Below are 3873 nucleotides of genomic sequence, written 5' to 3'. Positions count from 1 at the left end.
TGACATTCTTTAAAATCCATTGGTTCGGCTAGCATACCGTTTAAATCATTGTAGATGCGTTCTATTTCAGCGTAGAAGCTATTAAAATCCTTATGCTTATGTTTCACCTTGTAAGACTGAAAACGGACAGTATCGAACAAATAGATATTACGTTCACCTGTTCCAACGTTAATAATTTCTTTATCTTCAACAATTGAGATTTTGGGCTTATTTACGTAAATTTCCGCATCTGGAATATTTTCAAATAATTCATCAAAATCATAAGGTTTGTTTGAAAAAGAAAAAACATCATAAGAGTTATTTAGCGGGTTTTTAGCTTGAATGCCGTTGAAATTCTTATCAGTTCCGAGGTGGTTATTCAGTGAATGCGTTAGCAGTCTCAAAGCCTTTTGAGGTTTGATTCTTGCGTTTGGAGTAGTTCCAACAAACGAAGATAAACGATAAAATAAATGCGCTCGATTATTATTTTTATTTTTTACAACTAAGTTTGGATTTATATTTTTTTCTTCAATAACATTAAAAACATCAATATCGCAATCTAAACATATGTAATTTTGACCCGACAAATGATTGTATTGAATATGTGAAAATCTAGAAGAATGTTGCTTACTTCTAATAATTTGATAGTAATCTTTGTTTGAAACTTTGACTTTATCCATTAAATTATTTTTAAAGTGTTCTAATTCAGTGTTTATTTTTATTCCGTTCATTTTTTCAGCCTTATTTTTTTTATTATTAAGACTTGAAAAACTGAAAACATTTGATAAGATAAAAATGTAATTCAGTTTTAAAAGTCTACTCCCGCCAGAGAGATTTTTTTTAAAACTTAAGGGCTAACCATTCGCGTGGTTAGCCTTTTAATTTTGTACCACGTAAAATTGAATTGATCAATTCTCAGAACTTTCTTTTTCTAACATTTCGAATTTTTTTTTCTTGTACTTCATCAGGTTGTATTTCTATACTTTTAGCCTTCACAGTGTCTTGTATTACTTCATTTTTTATTGATTGAAAATGTTTTTTGTAATCTAAAAGACTTTTTATTTCAGCATTGTTAGCAAAATCAATTGCAGCTCGCAAAGCTGCTTTAGTGTTAACAACTGACTTTTCAACTATTGATAACTCTTTATATGCTTTCTCAACTTTTCGTTCAGTTTCTAAAAGTTCAGACTTCAATTTTTTTTGTTTTTCTATGTTTTGCATTGCTTCAATTTTTGCTTTTTCGTTTTGTTCTTGTAGTTTTTTTGCTCTTGTAAATTCTCTTTTTTGTGTAGGTTTTTTGCTCTCGAAAAAATCTCTTTGATCATCGTTTTTTTCTTTTTCAGTTCGCTTTTCAAGTTTTGAGTTGTAGCCTTTTTTTAATAAATATGTGTTCATTTCTTCATAAATAAAATCTTGATAAAGTACACCAAATTGTTTTACTTCTTCACTGTTCAAACCGTTATATGTTTTTTTTCAAAAGGAAATATTTTATTTTTTAAATTATATTGTTTTTCAAGATTTAAAAATAATTGTTGTTGAATATCCATTTCACCAGTTTTAAGATTTAAGCCGCTAAACTCACAATGTGCATGCGGTCTGTCTGGGTTCTCGTCAGAATGGATGACAATGTAAGTTGTGCGAAAATCAGGATATAATTTTTTATTCATTAGATTTGTGAAATTAGCTAAATCAATAGGTTTGATTTTTAAATTTGTATCGTCAGGTATTTTATAAAGTAGCTCTTTTGAAAATATTGTATATTCAGTATTTCGAGATTTAACATTAATTAAATCGTCATAATTTGAAAGTTCAGCTATACGTTTTATCTTTTGATTAAATCGTTTTATTTTTAAATCAGACGTATTTTTTAGTTTTAATATTTCGTTTTCAGCATCTATTTTTTGACTGCCCAGTTTTTCAATTAAGCCATTCCAAAATGTTTTTTCTTCATTGTCCGAACCTGCGGCATATCTTTTTAAAGCTGCTTTTGCTTTTGCTCTTTTTGATGACAGTTCAGCTTTGTTTGAATCTGTATAAGCATTTTCAATTTTTTCTAAATATTCTTTTTTTTCTTGTTCAAGTGTTTTTGTTATTGATTGAAAAAGTTGATCGCCATGCAGCGGGTCAACTTTTTTATTATCAATAATTAATAAATTATTTTTTATTAAATCAGGATCGCAAATTTCTTCTAATTCGACAGAATTAGAATAAAGTTTTTTCAGTGCTTCAGTTGCTCTTAGATTGTGCGCCCTCGATTTGCTACCTTTGCCAGATTGCCAACCGTGGTGGTTAAACTGCGAATGGTAAAGTCTTTGTTTTGTCATTTTACTTGCTCCCTTGTGTTAGGTTTCAAGCTCAATGCAATTGCCAACGCTAATTTAAGTTTACTGACGCGTAGCGGCTGAAACTTAGATTAGTGACACGTTGGTAGTCCTTTATTTAATTTTTAAAGGTATGCGTAAGGGTAAAATCTAACTTTTATTGTTCTTATTTTTATATCTCAACATAGATTTCAATTTATTCAATAGATGACTTTAAAAAAATTACGCTTCGCTTGTCTGTTATTGGTTTTTTGTTTGTTTCCAACTGTTGATTGATTTTATAAATATGCCGTTTTTTCTTTCACCGATTACGTTGACCGATTTTAATTTTTTCAATGTTCTTATTGTGTTTGATGCAGTAAATCCTAATTTTTCTGCAATTTCTGCATTAGTTAATTGTATAGTTTTATCGTCAATTGATAATAAAAAAATCACTGTTTTTAGTTCGTTTTTTGTTAAATCTGCCTTTAAGATTTGCTTTAATATTTTTAGTTCTGACATGTTTTTTTCCTTTTTTTATATATTTTAAAATTAACTCAAAAAAGATTAATGTCAATAGTAAAAAATAATCAAATATTATTATATAAATAATCATTTTTGATTATTAATTTAGTCATTCTTGATTAAGTACATAATCATTTTTGATTTAATATCGAAAAAAGATAAAAAAAAAGCCTTTTTTAAGGCTTTTTTAAAAAATTAATGATGATTATTCACGTGTTTGAATAAGACACTGAAGGTAATTTTTATTTTTAAACTCGTTTATAATTTCTTCTTTTTTATATTCATATTTAGGTGTTTGATAAGCTTTAAAAATGAGTTTTTCCATTACGTCAGAACTAAAGCTATCATTTCCTTTAAAAAATCGCCTATGAGTTTCCATTGTTTTTTGTAATGGATAGCCTGCTTGTCTTAATTTCATTATTGCCTCGGAGGCTTTTTCAATATTAAGGCAGTATTTTAAAGATGATTCACTGTTTTTTGCTTGAAGGCTAAAAGTAAGTAAGAGAGTGATAGTTAAAAATATATATTTTTTCATGTTAAATCCTTTTGTTGTATATTTCAGATGTAGCATAAAAAAAAATATATAAAATGGAGATAATGAAAAAGTTACTTTTTTTTTCAGGCTGAGCCATAAAAATGCTATGGATTTTTTAACACTAAAAGGGCTTTATTTTTGACACCCTAACGGGGGATAACCTGATACCACCATACTGCACCTTTTTTTATTAACAATTTTTAGACTAAAAAACTTTAAATTGTGGATAACTAAAAAACCTACTTTTCTATTTTTGACCAATAAACTTTTACTGTTCTTAATGATTTACTTGATAGATTAGCAACGGCTTTTTGTGTTGGCTTGATACATTGGCTCACTAATTCATTAAAAGCGTCTTGTAGGGCGTTTTGTGTCGTTTTACGTTGTAATTGATTGGTGTATGTAGCACCTATAACTTGTTTGTCTTGTAATGATAGATTATGACCTTTTAGATCCAGCTCCATAACTCCGCGATTTTTGCCATCACCAACAAAATTACACCAAGTCCAGGTCGCTATAGATTTTATTGAGTGC

General features: G+C 28.4%; 5 protein-coding genes and 1 pseudogene. All 6 read right to left on the bottom strand.

Going from position 1 to position 3873, the window contains the following annotated elements; genetic code table 11:
* A partial coding sequence (locus P20429_RS20065) for a replication initiation protein (RefSeq protein ID WP_033027238.1) occupies nucleotides 1-710 on the bottom strand: 710 nt, incomplete at its 3' end.
* A gap of 184 nt (nucleotides 711-894) precedes the next feature.
* Nucleotides 895-1434: a hypothetical protein gene (locus P20429_RS00005; RefSeq protein WP_007587356.1), complete on the bottom strand. Its 540-nt coding sequence runs from the start codon at nucleotides 1432-1434 to the stop codon at nucleotides 895-897.
* Nucleotides 1431-2303 (bottom strand): hypothetical protein, encoded by an 873-nt coding sequence (locus P20429_RS00010; RefSeq protein WP_007587354.1) that lies wholly within the window; start codon nucleotides 2301-2303, stop codon nucleotides 1431-1433. Before P20429_RS00010 ends, P20429_RS00005 begins: the two co-directional genes overlap by 4 nt.
* A gap of 237 nt (nucleotides 2304-2540) precedes the next feature.
* Nucleotides 2541-2801, bottom strand: a complete 261-nt coding sequence (locus P20429_RS00015; RefSeq protein WP_007587352.1) for a helix-turn-helix domain-containing protein — start codon at nucleotides 2799-2801, stop codon at nucleotides 2541-2543.
* A 208-nt stretch (nucleotides 2802-3009) separates the two neighbouring features.
* Nucleotides 3010-3339, bottom strand: coding sequence for a hypothetical protein (locus P20429_RS00020; protein WP_007587349.1), 330 nt, complete (start codon nucleotides 3337-3339; stop codon nucleotides 3010-3012).
* 239 nt (nucleotides 3340-3578) lie between these two features.
* Nucleotides 3579-3873: pseudogene (locus P20429_RS20665) on the bottom strand (hypothetical protein); the annotation flags it as partial.

Origin of the sequence: Pseudoalteromonas sp. BSi20429 (genome assembly GCF_000238895.1) — a bacterium.
In the GTDB taxonomy this organism is placed as follows: Bacteria; Pseudomonadota; Gammaproteobacteria; order Enterobacterales; family Alteromonadaceae; genus Pseudoalteromonas; species Pseudoalteromonas arctica.
Note: the sequence above shows the minus strand (reverse complement) of the source record. Positions and strands in the feature narration are given on the sequence as shown.